Here is a 15,106-nt window from a genome sequence, read left to right as displayed (position 1 = left end):
TCATGGTAGAGAATTTTCTTAGAGAATACGCAAAATTAATTGCAGATTATCCTGAACAGATTGATACTCAAAAAATTGAATTAAGTGAAAATTTTTTTGAGATTGTTCTTTTTGCACATAAGGTTGATACAGGTAAGCTTATAGGTAAAAATGGAAAAATGATCAATGCTATAAAAACTGTAATCTCTGCTTATAAGAGCAAGGATGCAAGTTCTTATAGAGTAACGGTAAAAGCACTTGAGTGAAAAAGATTTTGTTCAAGTTGCAAAACTTGGTAAAACTGTGGGTCTTAAGGGTTATGTAAAATTGCATAACCTGAGCGACTTTTCTTCTCAATTTAAAAAAGATGCTACTTTTTTTATAAAAAACACTAAAGAAATGTTAAAGATTAAGCATTATAATACAAGCAATTCTACTGTTTTATTTGAAAATTATGAAGATATAGAAAAGGCCAAAGAATTAACTAATCTTATTCTTTTTCAGAGTATCGAGAAAAGTAGACAAACTTGCAAATTAAAAAAAGATGAGTTTTTTTATTTTGATATTTTAGAGTGTGAAGTTTTTGAAGAAGATAAAAGATTAGGTAAAGTGGTTGATATCTTGGAAACTGGAGCTTCTTATTTATTTGAAATTCAAAGTGATGAAAAATGGGTTGAAAAAAAATATCCTAAAATATTTTTTATTCCATATTTGGATAAATTTGTTAAAAATATAGATATAGAAAAACGACAGATTTTTTGCACGCAAGATGCTTTTTTAATTTTAGAAAATTCATGAAATTTAGTTTCGTTTCTTTGTTCCCTAATCTTATGGAATTTTACTTTCAAGATTCTATACTTGCAAGAGCAAAAGAAAAAAAACTTTTCAAACTTAATTTTTATAATCCAAGAGATTTTTCTAAAAATTCTTATCATAAAGTCGATGATTATAAAATAGGTGGTGGAGCTGGACTTTTGATGCAAGCTGAACCTATGTATGAGGTGCTAAGAAGTATTCAAGAAAAAAAAGAAAATCCCTATTTTATTTTTTTAAATCCAAGTGGTAAAACCTTTAATCAAAAAGACGCCAAACGCTTAAGTAAAAAAGAACATATAGTTTTTGTATGTGGGCGCTATGAAGGTATAGATGAAAGAGTGCTTGAAATTTTTGCGAATGAAGTTTTTAGTATAGGGGATTTTATTTTAACTGGAGGAGAATTACCTGCGCTTGTAATGTGTGATGCAATTTTAAGAAATGTTAACGGGATTTTAGGAAATATGGAAAGTTTGGAAGAAGAAAGCTTTGAAAATAATTTACTCGAAGCGCCTGCTTTTTCAAAACCTTTTATTTTTGAGAAAAAAAATAAAAAATTTTATACTCCTTCAGAGTTTTTAAAGGGTAATCACGCTAGAATTGCAAGTTTAAAAACTACTTTGGCGTCTTGCAAAACGAAATTTTTTCGTCCAGATTTATTTTTAGAGCATGAACGCAAAAAATAAGGGATTTTTTATGAAAAATAAATATATAGAACAATTTGAAGCAAAACAAATTGAAGGTAAAAATGTTCCAGATTTTCGTGCTGGTGATACTTTAAAGCTTGCAATTCGCATCAAAGAAGGAGATAAAACAAGAATCCAAAATTTTGAGGGTATTTGTATTGCTAGAAGAGGTAATGGCGTAAGTGAAACTTTTATCGTGCGTAAAATTGGCGCTAATAATGTTGGCGTTGAGAGAATTTTCCCTATTTATAGTGAAAGTTTAGAAAGTATTACTGTTTTGCGTCGTGGTCGTGTACGCCGTGCAAGATTATTCTACTTAAGAGATAGACGCGGTAAAGCAGCGCGTATTAAAGAGCTTAAAAAATAATTTATAATTATTTTTATTATAAGTCTAACAATTAAATAATTATAATTAATTTATAATTATTATTTATTTGATTTTAATTATTAATAATACTCTTGTATAATATTCCTTGTAAATATTATACAAGGAGAGAAAATGTTTTCTATTAAAAAAACTTTATTAATACTAGCAAGCGTGCCAATGTTTTTGAGTGCTACTGAATATCAATTAAGTACTCATGTCTTGGATATTACTTCTGGACAACCTGCTCCTAAAGTAAAAGTTGAGCTTTATAAGTTGGAAGCAAATCAACAGTGGAAAAAAGTAAGTGAAGAATTTACCGAAGAAAATGGTAGAATAGGAGATTTATTACCATATGAAAAAGCTGAAAATAGGGCTTTTGGAATTTATAAGCTTAAATTTTTCACAAAAGACTATTACACATCACACAAAATAAATACTTTTTATCCTTTTGTAGAGGTAAGTTTTGAGCTTTCTAAAGATCAAAAACATTATCATGTTCCAATAACCCTTTCTCCTTTTGGTTATTCAACTTATAGAGGAAGCTGATAAATAAAACGAAAGAAAAAACCATGTGGACTAAGAATTCTTGGAAAAACTATCCTATAAAACAGCAACCTATCTATCCAGATCAAGAGGAAATGAATAGAGTTTTAGCAAGACTTGAGAAGCTTCCTCCTTTGGTTTTTGCTGGAGAAGTGAGAAATCTTCAAAAGTCTTTAGCAAGAGTTTGTAAAAAAGAAGCTTTTTTACTTCAAGGTGGAGATTGTGCTGAAAGTTTTGAAAATTTTGGCGCTGTAAATATCCGTGATATGTTTAAAATTTTACTTCAAATGGCTATAGTACTTACATTTGCTGGTGGATGTCCTGTTATAAAAATTGGTCGTATTGCAGGGCAGTTTGCCAAGCCAAGAAGTAGTGATTTTGAAGAGTTAGATGGTATAAGTCTTCCTAGTTATCGTGGTGATATTATTAATGGTTTTGAATTTGGTGAACAAGCACGCATTCCTGATCCACATAGAATGCTTGAAGCTTATTATCAAAGCGCAACAACGCTAAATTTGTTGCGTGGATTTGCTAAGGGTGGTTTAGCAGATTTACATGAAGTACATCGTTGGAATTTGGGCTTTTTAAAAAAGAGTGAACTCCATAAGCAATATACTGATATCAGTGAAAAAATTTCACAAGCTTTAGCTTTTATGGAAGCTTGTGGAATTAATACAAGTAATACTCCAAGTCTAAGAGAAGTTAGTGTTTATACTTCACATGAAGCTTTACTTTTGCCTTATGAAGAAGCTTTAACTAGAGTGGATAGTTTAAGTGGAGAAATTTACGATTGTTCAGCTCACATGCTTTGGATAGGTGAAAGAACAAGGGCGCTTGATGAAGCTCATGTGCATTTTTTAAGTGGAGTAAAAAATCCTTTAGGGGTTAAAATAGGACCTAGTGCAAGTGCTGATGATATCATAGCTTTAGCAAATGTTTTAAATCCAAATAATGAAGAAGGAAGATTAAATATTATTATCCGCATGGGTGCAGATAAAATTATCAATAATTTGCCAAAAATTTTCTCTAAACTTAAAAGTGAAGGTTTAAATTTAGTATATAGCATAGATCCTATGCATGGAAATACGGTAAAAGCAGGCAATTTTAAAACACGTGAGTTTGATAAAATTATGCAAGAAGTGAGATCTTTTTTTGAGATTGCAATAAGCGAAGGGGTTTATCCAGGTGGAGTGCATCTTGAAATGACTGGGAAAGATGTAACAGAATGCACAGGTGGTGCAAGCAATGTTACTGCTCAAAGCTTGGAAGATCGTTATGAGACTCAATGCGATCCAAGACTTAATGCGGATCAAGCATTAGAACTTGCTTTTTTAATCGCAGATTTGGTAAAAAAGGCTAGAAAATGAAACTTTATGGTATTAAAAATTGCAATTCTGTAAAGAAAGCTATGGATGTTTTAACACAAAAAGGTATTGTGTTTGATTTTATGGATATTAAAAAGATTAATCAAGATATTTTATACACATGGTTAAAACAAAAATCTTTTGAAGAACTTATCAATACTGCTGGATTAACTTCTAAAAAACTTGGCTTAAACAAAGAAAAAGTTAAAAATTTAAATGAAAAAGAACTTGAAAAAATTGTATTGGAAAATCCAAGTTGTATTAAGCGTCCTATTATCGAGTATGAGCAAAACATATATATTGGTAAGGAATATGAGAAAATGTTATGATAGAGTGTTTGATTACACTCTATTTTTTATTAATTGATTAATTTCATTTTGATATGGAAATCTTTCACTTTCGCAATTAATAAGTTGTGTTTTAGAGAAGATAACTTTTCCGTCTACTTCAACGATAAAATCACCTCTGCCGCCAATTTCAAATTCTACTTCAACATCTTTGAAATCGCTTTGTAGTTCTTCTGCAACCCTTGCAGCTTGTGGGCGATAATTTCAAAGATTGCAATAAGCAATTTTTACTTTCATCATTTCATCCTTTGAGAAGTTCTTTTTATTAAGATTAAAATCTTAGATTTTATTATAGTTTATTTTGGCTGAATTTTTGCCTTTTTGTAAAATTTAAGTTGAAATTTAGGGTCAATTTCTTTCAAATTCAGCGAGAAAAATTTATAATTTTTATCAAAATTAAAATAAGCTTTAAAAAACTAAAGGAAGAAAATGAGTCAATTTACACACTTGCATTTACATACAGAATATTCTTTGCTTGATGGAGCCAATAAGCTTAAAGAATTAGCTTTGACTTTAAAAGAGCAGGGTGCTACAAGTGTGGCTATGACAGATCATGGAAATATGTTTGGGGCAATTGATTTTTATCAAACAATGAAAGCACAAGGTTTAAAACCTATCATTGGTATAGAAGCGTATTTGCATAATCATGATGAGTTAGATGATAAAAGTTCTCGTCAGCGTTTTCACCTTTGTTTGTATGCAAAAAATGAGATTGGATATCAAAATTTAATGTATTTAAGTTCTCAAAGTTATATTAAAGGTTTGTATTATTATCCGCGTATCAATAAAAAGCTTTTGGAAGATTATAGCGAAGGTCTTATTTGCTCTTCTGCTTGCTTGCAAGGTGAAGTAAATTGGCACTTAAATACTTATAGTGAAAGAAATGTGCGTTTTGGTGCAAAAGGCTATGAAGCAGCAAAAGAAGCGGCATTATGGTATAAAAAAGTTTTTAAAGATGATTTTTATTTTGAAATCATGCGTCATGGTATAGGCGATCAAAGAATGATAGATGATGATATTATCAGACTTTCTAAAGAATTAAATATAAAAATCATTGCTACAAATGATACGCATTATACTTTTAAAGAAAGAGCGGCTGCCCATGAGGTTTTTATGTGTATAGCCATGGGAAAAAAACTTAACGATCCTGATAGAATGCGTCATAGTGTGCATGAATTTTATGTTAAAAGTCCTGAGCAGATGAGTGAGCTTTTTGCAGATATTCCAGAAGCTATAGAAAATACACAAGAAATCGCACAAAAATGTAATTTAGAGCTTAATCTTGGCAATCCCACTCCACCGAATTTTAAATTTACAAGAGAATATGCTAAAGATCATAATATTATCTTACCTGAAGAAACAAAAGAATTTAGCTTTGATAATGATGACATGGTTTTTGAAGAACTTTGTAAAAAAGGACTTGAAGAGAGATTAAAATTTATCGATGAAAGTAAGCATGAAGAATACAAACAAAGACTTGAAGTAGAAATTAACATCATTAAAAATATGAAATTTTCAGGTTATATGCTTATTGTTCATGATTTTATTAAAGTGGCTAAGGATAAAGGTATTCCAGTAGGCCCTGGAAGAGGATCAGCTGCAGGAAGTTTGGTTTCTTATTGTTTAAGGATTACGGATTTAGATCCTATTCCTTATAGTCTACTTTTTGAGCGTTTTTTAAATCCTGAGCGTGTGAGCATGCCTGATATTGATGTGGATTTTTGTCAAGACAGACGTGCTGAAGTGATTGATTATGTGATTGATAAATATGGAGCAGATAAGGTTGCACAGGTGATTACCTTTGGTAAACTTTTGGCTAAAGGGGTGATTCGTGATGTGGCTAGAGTTTGTGATATGAGTATTCAAGATGCTGATGAACTTGCTAAACTTGTGCCTGAAGAGCTTAAAATCACTCTTGATGCTGCTTATGAAAAAGAACCTAAAATCAAAGAATTTATCGATCGTCATCCTAAAGGTCCTGAAGTTTGGGAGTATGCAAGAGCTTTGGAAGGATTAAATCGCAATGCTGGTATGCACGCAGCGGGTGTTGTAATTTCTAATGAAAGTTTATGGAAGAAAACTCCGCTTTTTAGACAAAGTAAAAATGATGAAAGACATTTAGTAACGCAGTATTCTAAAGATCATTTAGAAGATGTGGATTTGATAAAATTTGACTTTTTAGGTCTTAAAACTTTAACAGTAATTAATAATGCAATCAAGCTTATTAAAAAGCGTTACAATAAAGACATTATTTGGGAAACTATAGATGTAAATGATAGCAAGGTTTATAAAACCATACAAAGTGGAAATACTTTAGGGATTTTTCAAATCGAATCAGGCGGTATGCAAAGCTTAAATGCACGCTTAAAACCAGAGCGTTTTGAAGATATCATTGCGGTTCTTGCGCTTTATCGTCCAGGCCCTATGGAATCAGGAATGCTTGATGATTTTATCGATAGAAAGCACGGTTTAAAAAACATAGAATATCCTTTTGACAGTTTAGAAAAGGTTTTAGAACCTACTTATGGGGTTATTGTTTATCAAGAACAGGTTATGCAAATTGTTCAAATTATAGGTGGCTTTTCTTTAGGAGGTGCTGATGTAGTGCGTCGTGCTATGGGTAAAAAAGATCCTGAGAAGATGAAGAAGCTTAAGACTGATTTTGCAGATGGAGCAGAAAAACAAGGATATGATAGAGTAAAAGCTGAAGATTTATGGGAGCTTATCGTAAAATTTGCAGGATATGGTTTTAATAAATCTCACTCTGCGGCTTATGCGTTGATTACTTTTCAAACAGCTTATTTAAAAACTTATTATCCTAGTGAATTTATGGCAGCGCTTTTAACAAGCGAAGAAAACAATGTGGATAAAATTGCTGTTTATATTGATGAGATGAAAAAAATGAATATTAAACTTTTACCTCCATCGATTAACAAAGCGATCCGTGAATTTAGTGCTTTAGAGCAAGATGGCAAGGATGCTATTATATACGGACTTGGGGCTATAAAAAGTGTGGGTATTCCTGCAGTTGAAAATTTACTTGAAGCAAGGCAAGATGGAGAATTTAAGGATATTAATGATTTCTTAGGTAAGATAGATCCTACCAAGATAAACCGTAGAACATTAGAAAGTCTTATTAAGGCAGGGGCTTTTGATGAGTTTGGTTTTACTAGAAAAGCTTTGTTTGATAATATGGAAAATCTTAGCGAAGCATCGCGTAAAATGGCTGAAGTAAGAAAAAATGCTGCAAGTTCTCTTTTTGGTGAAGAGGAGTTAACTTCAGGTGTTCAAGTAAATTTTACTCCCAAAAATGAAGAATTTGAAGTGATGGAAAAATTGGGATATGAAAAAGAAATTTTAGGAATTTATGTTTCAGGCCATCCTTTAGATCGATTTTATGAACAAATTAATGCCATAGATTATGTTAAAAGTTTAGAGTTTGAAGGTTTAAAAAACAATGGAGAAATTTTAAGTATAGGTAAAATTGAAGATTTTAAATCTATGATGAGTAAAAATAATAAGCGTTATGGTAGAATTGAAATTTTGGATTATTATTCTTCGTTTGATGCTACTGTATTTGAAAGTAATGTAGAAGAAATAGAAAATATCATTAAAGATGAAAATTTGAAAAATAATGCTTATGGTTTTGTATTGGGATTTAAAGCTGAAGGAGGGGAAAAGCCCAGCTTTTTTTTAAAAGCAATTAAAGACTTGCAAAGTCTTGAAGATGGTGAGATTAAAGCTATAAAAAAATTTGGCACAAAAAAAGATTTTAAAAATAAAGAAGAAAATCATTTTACCGCAGAACCTAAGGAATTTGAAAAAAATATCATAGAGCTAGATTTGACAAGGTTAAATAGAGAATTAATCTATGAAATTCATGAAATTGCTAGAAATGCACATAATCCTAATGAAAAAAATAATAAAAAACTTGTTTTAAAAGTTATTAGCGCGGGATCTTGCCTGCTTTATCATACAGATTTTATTATCTCTGATAGTATAGTAGAGGAAATTTCTAATAAATATGCTTAAGTAAGATTGTTTTACTTAAGATTTTTAAATAAAATGCTTCCGAGTCTTACCAAGTTGGATCCGCATTTTATAGCAATTTCAAAATCATTACTCATCCCCATAGAGCAAATCTTAGCCCCATGTTTTTGAAGAATTTCATAAATTTTAAATGTAGTTTCAAAGCTTTTTATAATATTTTCTTTATCTTGGCTGTGTGATCCTATGCTCATTACGCCACAAAGATTTAAATTAGAGCATTCTTCTTGTATTTGTAAATATTCTTCTACGGCTTGATTTGGATCTAGACCGCTTTTGCTATTTTCATTTGCACTATTGATTTCTAATAAAGTATTTAATTTATAATCAAGTCTTTTGTCCATAGCTTTAGCTATTTTAATACCATTGCAAGAGTGCCATAATATAGGTTTTTGTTTGATTAAGAGATTGATTTTGTTGCTTTGTAGCGTTCCTATAAAATGCCACTTTATGTCTAGTTTTTTTTCATCAAGATTTTCTTTTTTTTGTGCTAGAGCTTGGACTTGATTTTCTCCAAATTCTACTATACCTTGATCAAAAAGCTTTTCAATTATACTTGCATCGACATACTTGCTTGCGGCTACAAGACGAACGTTTTTGGTTTTTTCTAAAATTTGCTCTAAAGTCATTTTGATAAAAAATAAGCCCTATTTAGGGCTTATTTTATTGTAATAAATTAGCAATTTTGCTTTGAAGCTGCATGTTGGATTGCGCAGCAACAAAAGCAGCAGCATTTTCTTTTAGATAATTGGCATTAAAATCATTGACATTTTTTGCCATGTCATTATTTAGTAAATTATTTTCAGCTGCTTTTGAGTTGATGCTATTTTGAACACTTGCATTAATATTTGATGTGATGGCATTGATACCTGAGCCTATTTCACTTCTTAAACTTCCAAGTTGATCCATAAAATTTGTAATACTATCTTGATTGTCTATGCTTAATCCATCTGTTGCTAATGGATTTAAATTTGTAGTTTCAGTTCCGCTACCTACTACAAAATTCATAGTTTGAAAGACATTTTTTCCATTATAAGTTGCATTATTAAAAGAATCATTGATGGATTCTTGTATGCGTGTTGCTTCTGTTCTTAGCATTCCTTTTTGAGAATCATTAAGTGCAGCATTGTTCATTTTTACTGAAAGTTCATTAAGTCTATCTGCGCTTTGAGAGATATTGGTAAGGCTAGCATCTGCAATTTGTAAAACCCCTATAGCATCATAAGCATTTGCGACACCTTGATCTATAGTGCTTGATTGAGATCTTAAAGAATCAGCAATAGCTAAATTAGCACTATCAACTCCACTTATTGCGCGAACAGCTGCAATATTTTCTAAAGCTTTATCGCTAGCTTTTTGTGCATTATTTAAATAATAATTTTGTTGCATTATAGTTGCATCAGAGATCATCATGGCCTACTCCTTCTCTTTTGGATTTATTTAATATTTTATCATTTTTTTGCTATTTTAAAGCTTAAGAAATATAAAAAAACTTGCATTATCAAGATGATTTTAATCACCACTTCACTTGCATTATGGATGCTGATAAATTCTTGAGTTTTTGTAGTGTTTTCGCCTAATTTCTGGAGTTCAATTATGGTATTAGTAAAATAAAAAACAAATATTAAGCTTAAAATCAAAATAAGCAAACTCAGCATAAATTTTGAAAATTTTATTTTAAATTTTATTTCATCTTTTATAAGAGAATAAATTTCATATAAAAAATTAACCACTGAAACAAAAACCAGTAAATATCCCATCTTAATAAAAATTCGCGTCATCATTAAGCCACTTTGAAAATGACTTAAAACTCCCTCGCCTATAAGGTTAGCTGGGTAAAAAATTACTGGTGCAACAACTATTCCTAGTATGAGTTCAACCCCTATGATGGAGCCAAGTAAAAATAAATTAACAGCTTTCAAGAGTTTCTCCTTTTATTTTTTATCATAACGCATATTTGTAAATTTAGCTATAAAAGCACGATTATAACCTTGTTCATCTTTGAAAAAATCAACAATGAAATTATTTTGATATAAAATTTTTTCCAAAATTTCTTTTTGATCATAGCCAAATTCGCAAGCTAAAAATTTAACTTTTTTATCAAGGGAAAAATGTATGATTTCTTCTAGAATTTCATATCCTTTTTCTCCGCCAAATAAAGCCTCTTTGGGTTCTTTTTGCACCCAAATATCTATAGGATATGAATTTTTAATATAGGGCGGATTTGAAAAAATAAAATCATAATTTTCTTTAATTTGCTTAAAATTACAAAGTTTAAAGTCAATCAAGTGATCGACTTTGTGTAATTTGGCATTCTCTAAAGCTAATTCTAAGGCTTTGGGATTGATATCGCAGGCTGTGATTTTTAACCCAAGTTCTTTGGCTAAAACAATGCTTAAAATTCCGCTTCCAAATCCTATTTCTAAAATCCCATTAAAAGTATTTTTTTTGCATAAATTTAAAATTTGAAAAAGTAAAATTTCACTATCGTAGCGAGGGATTAGAACACCTTTTTTTATCTTAAATTCTAATCCCCAAAAATCTACTTTTTCAAATATATATTCAAAAGGTTCTCCAGATTTAAAACGCCTTATAAGCTCAAAATAAGGTTCATGATCTATTTGTATATCTTGGTTTAAAAATAACCAAGCTTTATCTTTTTTTAGATATTCGCAAAGTATAAATACTGCTTCATTTTCATAACCTTTTAAGCTAGATTTAGCTTCCATAAGAGCATTTTTTATAGTCAAGAAAGAGCCTTGATTCTATCACTAATACTTGGATGACTGAGATAAAAAAATGTATATATTTTACTTGTTTTGATAAAAGCTTTATTTTCTCTTGCTAGAGCTATCAATGCATTTTTCATATCTTCTTTGCTTGTAACTTTAGCTCCGTGTTGATCAGCTGCAAATTCATTTTTTCTACTTAAGGCATTAAGCATAGGAGAGATTAAAAAGCTAAAAATATTCGCCAAGATAAACAAAAGAGCAAATACGCCACCATTTACTCCTTCTAGATGACTTTCTAAGTAAACAAATTCAGGTAAATTTGCAAAAACAAAAAAAAGTAAAAACATAGTTATAGCGCCGTTAAATAAAGCTTTGATAATATCCTTATGAACAAAATGTCCAAGCTCGTGTCCTAAAACAGCTAAAAGTTCTCTTTCATTTAAGGCTTTTGATAATGTATCAAAAAGCACCACTCTTTTGCTTTTAAAAAGTCCACCAAAATAAGCATTTAAACGCTTATCTCTTTTGCTTGCATCAATAACATAAACCCCATTTGCACTAAACCCGCATTGTTTCATTAAAGAGCTGATTTTTTTCAGTAAATTTTCATCGTCTAGTTTTTCCATTTTATTAAAAATAGGTGCTATCAAGGTAGGGTAGATGAGATTTATAATCACTATAATACAAAAGGCAAAAATAAAGGCTGCAATCCACCAAAAAGTTCCAAAAAAATCATAGCAAAAAAGCAAAGTATAAAGGATTAAAAATCCAAATATTAAAGTTAAAATAAGACTTTTCATAGTGTCTTTGATAAAAAGTTTTACAGTCATATTTGAAAAACCATGGGCTTTATCTTTGATAAAACTTTCATAAATACTTAAAGGTAGATTTAAAATACTTGTGATTATTAAAAAAGATAATAAAAATAAAGTATTTTCAAAACGAGTGTTGTTTAAGATAAGTAATTCTTTAAGGTATAAAAATCCAAAACCTATCCATGCAATATTGATGATTAAATTATAAAAATTGGAAAATAGTTTAAATTTTTCATTTTCGATGGCAATATTTGCTGCATTTTGATAGTCTTTTTCGCTTAAAATTTGAGCTTGTTTGTTTTTTTCTCTTTCTAAGAAACGAATTTGAGTATAGGAAATCCAAGATAAAAGTGCTGTGTAAAGACATAAAATTGCAATTAAAGTCATTATTTTTCCTTGATTAGTTTTTTGCGAATTCTAGCTTAAAATAATGAAATAAAGTTAATAGTTTAAAATCTAAAATAATATTCTTTTCAACTAAGTTGGTGTATATTTATAAAAAAGGATTAAAGAATGTTTTTTAAGAAAAAGATTTCACAAAAGCAAAAAGAAAAGCCTAAAATTCCAATCAATGATGTGATTTTAGATGACAGGCTTTGTAAGTTTAAAAACAAAGTGCAAAAGATAAGCAAAGATGAAGCTTCGGCAAGTCTACTTGCTAGACAATTAAGCAGACTTGTTAGGGCTAATAAATTTTAATTTTGACATTTTTTCTTAGGGCGAAAAACCTTAATAACTTCATCATTTGCTTCTATATAAGCGCCTTCTATCAAATCGATACAGTAAGGTATAGCCGGAAAAACAGGCTCTAGGCATTCTTTTATAGCCTTAGGATTTCCTGGTAAATTAATGATAAAAGATTTATTGCGAATTCCTGCACTCTGTCTTGAAAGTATAGCTGTTGGGACATATTTTAAACTTTCTAAGCGCATAAGTTCTCCAAAACCTGGCATCATTTTATCACACACGGCTTCCGTGGCTTCTGGGGTTACATCACGAAGTGCTGGACCTGTACCTCCGCTTGTAACAATCAAATCGCATTTTTTTTCATCTGCTAGATAAAGTAATTTTTTAATGATCAAATCATAATCATCAGGGATTAATTCTTTATGATAAATAATATCATTTTTTATATATGAATTTAACACTCTTTCAATTTCAGCAGTGGCTTTATCTTCGTATATACCACTACTTGCTCTATCGCTTAGGGTTAAAATTCCTATGTTTATTGTATCCATTGTTTCTCCTTAATAAATTTTTATAACCATCCTTTTTTCTTGAAAACAACCAAAGGTAAAATGATAGAAATTACCATCACGCCAAGCACTATGGGATAAGCATAGTGAAGTTCAAGTTCGGGCATGAATTTAAAATTCATACCATAAACAGTTCCTATTAAAGTAGGTGGCATCATGGCAACAGTTGCAACGGTGAAAATTTTAATGATTTTGTTTTGTTCTATGTTGATTTGGCTGGCTAAAATGGTTTGGATATTATCTAAGATATTAAGTTGCGAAACACTAAATTCAACCAAAGAATTTAAGTCTTTTAAAACTATAGTGAGATTTTGTTTTATGTCTTTATCGATTTTATCGCTTTTTAGCAAAGAAGTCATAGCGCGACGCTTATCAAATAAAGAATCTCTTACGCGCATATTAAGCTCTTGCAAACTTGAAATATCCTTTAGCATTTCATCATAACTATATTCATCTTTTTTTTCTAAAACACTTGTTCTTAAGCGTCTTGCTTCTTTATCTATCCATTCTAGTAAATCCGCATCTTTTTCAACGCGCACTTCAAACATTTTATCAATAATATCAAAACCATCTTCAAAATTCTTTGGACTAGCTAAAATCCTTGCTTGAATTTCTTCAAAAGTGCTAAATTCGTTATATCTTATAGTAAATAAGATATTTTTAGCGGTAGCAAAAGTAACAATTTCTGTGCGAAGCTTGATTAAATTCCTATCCTCTTCATCATTTTTAAGATCTCTTACTAAAAAATGAGCATTGATGGTTATTGTCGCATTATCTTCCCAATATTTTGCGCTAAGCTCTATTTCTTCCCTTTCTTCTTTTGTAGGAAACTCAAGATTAAATTCACTTGATATAAAAGCAATTTCTGCTGCACTTGGATGAAGTAAATCAATCCATAAAATATTTTGTGGTAGTTCTTGACTATCGAGATTAAAATTGATTCTTTGAACTAAAGCATTTTGAGTTTTGATATAAATATAAAGCATGATCGCTCCTTGTTTATGACTTTAAAATTATAACCTTGTTTGCTTAAAAATTAACTTGTTTCTAAAATGTTTCTAAAACTCATTAAATTTTCAAAATATTTTTTGAAAGGAAAAAAATGAGTAAGAAATTTTTCTTAAGTTTAGGTCTTGTTGCCTTATTGTTTTCAAATTCACAAGCTATTGATGAGAATTTGATTAAAGCTGCGCAAGCAGAAGGTAGGGTAAATTCTTTAGCTATGCCTGATACTTGGGCAAATTGGAAGGATACTTGGGCAGATCTTAAAAATCTTTATGGCATAGAACATAGCGATACAGATATGAGTTCAGCTCAAGAAATTGCTAAATTTAAAGCCGAAAAGAAAAATGCAAGCGGTGATATAGGGGATGTAGGAGCTTCTTTTGGAGAGATAGCGGTTAAACAAGGAGTAGCTCAGCCTTTTAAGACAAGCTACTGGGATCAAATTCCAACTTGGGCTAAAGATAAAGATGGAAATTGGCTTTTAGCTTATACAGGAACCATAGCTTTTATAGTCAATAAAGATGTAGTAAAAGATATACCTAAAACTTGGCAAGATTTGCTTAAGGGAAATTATAAAATTACCGTGGGTGATGTAAGTGTAGCAGCTCAAGCTGTGAGTGCAGTTTTAGCAGCTAATTATGCCTTAGGTGGGGATGAAAAAGATTTAAGTCCTGCTTTAGCTTTTTTTAATACTTTAGCCAAACAAGGAAGACTTGTAAATAATGATGTAAGTATAGCCAATCTTGAAAAAGGTGAAGTTGAAGTGGGTTTAGTTTGGGATTTTAATGGTTTAGGCTATAGAGATAAAGTGGGCAAAGATCGTTATGAAGTTTTAATCCCTGCTGATGGTAGTGTTATTTCGGGTTATACAACTATTATCAATAAATACGCAAAACATCCAAATACGGCTAAATTAGCCCGTGAGTTTATACTTTCTGATAAAGGACAAATCAATCTAGCAAAAGGTTATGCAAGGCCAATAAGAATTGATCATATTATCTTGCCAGATGATATAAAAGCTAAACTTTTACCAAGTGAGCAATACAAAAATGCAAGAGCAATCAAAGATCAAAAAGCTTGGGAAAAAAGCGCTAAAGAATTACCACAACTTTGGCAAGAAAAAGTTATAGTGGATATGAAATAAAGGAGATT

Annotated in this window: 18 protein-coding genes; 10 read left to right on the top strand and 8 right to left on the bottom strand. The window is 30.5% G+C overall.

Features of this window, described 5'->3' with window-relative positions; translation table 11 throughout:
• The first annotated feature begins 2 nt into the window (after window positions 1-2).
• The 7 genes from FBF10_RS02465 to FBF10_RS02435 all read left to right on the top strand — a co-directional run bounded on the left by FBF10_RS02465 (window position 3) and on the right by FBF10_RS02435 (window position 4,081).
• Window positions 3-245, top strand: coding sequence for a KH domain-containing protein (locus FBF10_RS02465; protein WP_002852144.1), 243 nt, complete (start codon window positions 3-5; stop codon window positions 243-245).
• A complete protein-coding gene (gene rimM, locus FBF10_RS02460) occupies window positions 238-777 on the top strand; it encodes a ribosome maturation factor RimM (RefSeq protein ID WP_002868041.1) in 540 nt (179 codons plus the stop codon). Before FBF10_RS02465 ends, rimM begins: the two co-directional genes overlap by 8 nt.
• Window positions 774-1,478, top strand: a complete 705-nt coding sequence (gene trmD / locus FBF10_RS02455) for a tRNA (guanosine(37)-N1)-methyltransferase TrmD (RefSeq protein WP_002888871.1) — start codon at window positions 774-776, stop codon at window positions 1,476-1,478. Before rimM ends, trmD begins: the two co-directional genes overlap by 4 nt.
• A 10-nt stretch (window positions 1,479-1,488) precedes the next feature.
• The gene (gene rplS, locus FBF10_RS02450; RefSeq protein WP_002852307.1) at window positions 1,489-1,845 is read left to right on the top strand and encodes a 50S ribosomal protein L19; all 357 of its coding nucleotides are present in this window, start codon (window positions 1,489-1,491) and stop codon (window positions 1,843-1,845) included.
• Between the two features lie 132 nt (window positions 1,846-1,977).
• Window positions 1,978-2,391, top strand: coding sequence for a hydroxyisourate hydrolase (gene uraH / locus FBF10_RS02445; RefSeq protein ID WP_002852246.1), 414 nt, complete (start codon window positions 1,978-1,980; stop codon window positions 2,389-2,391).
• Window positions 2,392-2,414: 23 nt separating this feature from the next.
• Window positions 2,415-3,755: a 3-deoxy-7-phosphoheptulonate synthase class II gene (locus FBF10_RS02440; protein ID WP_002888872.1), complete on the top strand. Its 1,341-nt coding sequence runs from the start codon at window positions 2,415-2,417 to the stop codon at window positions 3,753-3,755.
• Window positions 3,752-4,081: an ArsC/Spx/MgsR family protein gene (locus FBF10_RS02435; RefSeq protein WP_020246941.1), complete on the top strand. Its 330-nt coding sequence runs from the start codon at window positions 3,752-3,754 to the stop codon at window positions 4,079-4,081. The genes FBF10_RS02440 and FBF10_RS02435 overlap by 4 nt, the downstream gene beginning before the upstream one ends.
• A 12-nt stretch (window positions 4,082-4,093) precedes the next feature.
• On the opposite strand, the gene FBF10_RS08875 is transcribed toward FBF10_RS02435, so the two are convergent.
• Window positions 4,094-4,336, bottom strand: coding sequence for a SelT/SelW/SelH family (seleno)protein (locus tag FBF10_RS08875; RefSeq protein ID WP_257406500.1), 243 nt, complete (start codon window positions 4,334-4,336; stop codon window positions 4,094-4,096).
• Between the two features lie 192 nt (window positions 4,337-4,528).
• Between FBF10_RS08875 and dnaE the strand changes: the two genes are divergently transcribed.
• Window positions 4,529-8,131 (top strand): DNA polymerase III subunit alpha, encoded by a 3,603-nt coding sequence (dnaE, locus tag FBF10_RS02425; RefSeq protein WP_002874576.1) that lies wholly within the window; start codon window positions 4,529-4,531, stop codon window positions 8,129-8,131.
• An 11-nt stretch (window positions 8,132-8,142) separates the two neighbouring features.
• Here dnaE and FBF10_RS02420 read toward each other — a convergent pair whose 3' ends face one another.
• From FBF10_RS02420 to FBF10_RS02400, 5 genes are read right to left on the bottom strand one after another with little or no spacing between them, the layout of a single operon-like run.
• On the bottom strand, window positions 8,143-8,775 hold the full coding sequence (locus tag FBF10_RS02420; protein WP_002852054.1) for a YggS family pyridoxal phosphate-dependent enzyme: 633 nt from the start codon (window positions 8,773-8,775) through the stop codon (window positions 8,143-8,145).
• A gap of 34 nt (window positions 8,776-8,809) precedes the next feature.
• The gene (gene flaC, locus FBF10_RS02415) at window positions 8,810-9,559 is read right to left on the bottom strand and encodes a flagellin C (protein WP_002860035.1); all 750 of its coding nucleotides are present in this window, start codon (window positions 9,557-9,559) and stop codon (window positions 8,810-8,812) included.
• Between the two features lie 38 nt (window positions 9,560-9,597).
• On the bottom strand, window positions 9,598-10,068 hold the full coding sequence (locus FBF10_RS02410; protein WP_002888876.1) for a DUF4149 domain-containing protein: 471 nt from the start codon (window positions 10,066-10,068) through the stop codon (window positions 9,598-9,600).
• Window positions 10,069-10,080: 12 nt separating this feature from the next.
• The gene (locus FBF10_RS02405) at window positions 10,081-10,896 is read right to left on the bottom strand and encodes a HemK/PrmC family methyltransferase (RefSeq protein WP_002888877.1); all 816 of its coding nucleotides are present in this window, start codon (window positions 10,894-10,896) and stop codon (window positions 10,081-10,083) included.
• Window positions 10,893-12,080, bottom strand: a complete 1,188-nt coding sequence (locus tag FBF10_RS02400; protein WP_052789869.1) for a M48 family metallopeptidase — start codon at window positions 12,078-12,080, stop codon at window positions 10,893-10,895. Before FBF10_RS02400 ends, FBF10_RS02405 begins: the two co-directional genes overlap by 4 nt.
• Window positions 12,081-12,206: 126 nt before the next feature.
• Between FBF10_RS02400 and FBF10_RS02395 the strand changes: the two genes are divergently transcribed.
• Entirely contained in the window at window positions 12,207-12,392 is a 186-nt protein-coding gene (locus tag FBF10_RS02395) for a hypothetical protein (protein ID WP_002776553.1), read from the top strand.
• Here FBF10_RS02395 and mog read toward each other — a convergent pair.
• Complete coding sequence (gene mog / locus FBF10_RS02390; protein ID WP_002842823.1) at window positions 12,389-12,931, bottom strand: molybdopterin adenylyltransferase; 543 nt, start codon at window positions 12,929-12,931, stop codon at window positions 12,389-12,391. The genes FBF10_RS02395 and mog overlap by 4 nt on opposite strands.
• A gap of 20 nt (window positions 12,932-12,951) precedes the next feature.
• A complete protein-coding gene (gene corA, locus FBF10_RS02385; protein ID WP_002873011.1) occupies window positions 12,952-13,935 on the bottom strand; it encodes a magnesium/cobalt transporter CorA in 984 nt (327 codons plus the stop codon).
• A gap of 116 nt (window positions 13,936-14,051) precedes the next feature.
• On the opposite strand from corA, the gene FBF10_RS02380 reads away from it, so the two are divergent.
• Window positions 14,052-15,098: an extracellular solute-binding protein gene (locus tag FBF10_RS02380; protein WP_002871928.1), complete on the top strand. Its 1,047-nt coding sequence runs from the start codon at window positions 14,052-14,054 to the stop codon at window positions 15,096-15,098.
• Window positions 15,099-15,106: the final 8 nt, after the last annotated feature.

It is taken from the genome of Campylobacter sp. CFSAN093249 (assembly GCF_011067895.1).
Classification (GTDB): domain Bacteria; phylum Campylobacterota; class Campylobacteria; order Campylobacterales; family Campylobacteraceae; genus Campylobacter_D; species Campylobacter_D jejuni.
Note: the sequence above shows the minus strand (reverse complement) of the source record. Positions and strands in the feature narration are given on the sequence as shown.